The following is a 1,004-nucleotide window of genomic DNA, read 5'->3' as shown; positions in this document are numbered from 1 at the left end:
AAGGCGTTTAATCTGAAACCAGCCACATATCAGCTTCTTCAAACATTTCCTGAACAGTACGGCTTATCTGCTCCTTCTCCTGCTTGCAGGAGTCAGTGTTGATCATCGGCAGTGTCATCATCGGTTTAATCCGAACATCAGCATCGGGGAAGATCCGGTGAACCCTCCTGGTCAATTCGCCCAGAATGATATCTTTTGCACCGGGCAGCCCATCAAAATTCCTTTTGTCATAAACGAGTTCCACGAACATGCTTTAACTCCTCTTTACTGTGCTTAATGCCAGTATATACTGTATGTATAAACAGTATAAATGCGAGTGAGTTTATTATGAAGTTTTATTCACCAGCTGAGTTGCGCCAGATAGTTGCGCTTCCCTTATTTAGTGATCTTGTTCCATGCGGATTTCCCTCCCCGGCGCATGATTACGTTGAACAACGCATTGATCTCAATGAACTATTAGTTCAGCACCCATGTGCAACATATTTCGTGAAGTCGTCCGGTGATTCTATGACTGGAGCGGGGATCGGGAATGGCGATTTGCTTGTCGTCGACCGCTCCAGAAAGCCTTCACATGGAGATATTGTTATCGCTGCCATCGATGGCGAATTCACGGTTAAACGTCTTCAGTTACATCCAATACTTATGCTTGTTCCTGAAAACAACGCTTATGCACCCATTACGATAAACAGCGAAGATACGCTGGATATCTTTGGGGTGGTGACGTTTATCGTGAAAGCGGCAAGCTGATATGTTTGCTCTGGTTGATGTTAATTCGTTTTATGCGAGTTGCGAGACTGCATTCCGGCCAGATCTGAAAGGCAGGCCGGTAGTTGTTCTGTCAAATAACGATGGCTGCGTTATCGCCCGTAACGCTGAAGCCAAAAGAGCTGGTGTGAAAATGGGGGATCCGTATTTCAAGCAGAAGGACTTATTCCGTCGATATGGCGTTGTTTGTTTCAGCAGCAATTACGAGCTTTATGCAGATATGTCCAGCAGAGTAATGT

Annotated in this window: 3 protein-coding genes; 2 read left to right on the top strand and 1 reads right to left on the bottom strand. The window is 45.3% G+C overall.

The genetic code is table 11. The annotated features are described in order from the left end of the window. Positions 1-7: 7 nt before the first annotated feature. On the bottom strand, positions 8-250 hold the full coding sequence (locus JSN25_RS17115; RefSeq protein ID WP_204525172.1) for a DinI-like family protein: 243 nt from the start codon (positions 248-250) through the stop codon (positions 8-10). 77 nt (positions 251-327) lie between these two features. Between JSN25_RS17115 and JSN25_RS17110 the strand changes: the two genes are divergently transcribed. Together JSN25_RS17110 and JSN25_RS22160 are read left to right on the top strand one after the other, a co-directional pair. After that, on the top strand, positions 328-747 hold the full coding sequence (locus JSN25_RS17110; protein ID WP_008784491.1) for a translesion error-prone DNA polymerase V autoproteolytic subunit: 420 nt from the start codon (positions 328-330) through the stop codon (positions 745-747). Between the two features lies 1 nt (position 748). Continuing rightward, positions 749-1,004 (top strand): Y-family DNA polymerase (locus JSN25_RS22160; protein WP_479690807.1); only part of this gene is annotated, 256 nt, incomplete at its 3' end.

It is taken from the genome of Citrobacter cronae (assembly GCF_016893685.1).
GTDB classification, from domain to species: Bacteria; Pseudomonadota; Gammaproteobacteria; order Enterobacterales; family Enterobacteriaceae; genus Citrobacter; species Citrobacter werkmanii.
The sequence above is the reverse complement of the archived record's forward strand: the minus strand, read 5'-3'. Positions and strand labels throughout refer to the sequence as shown.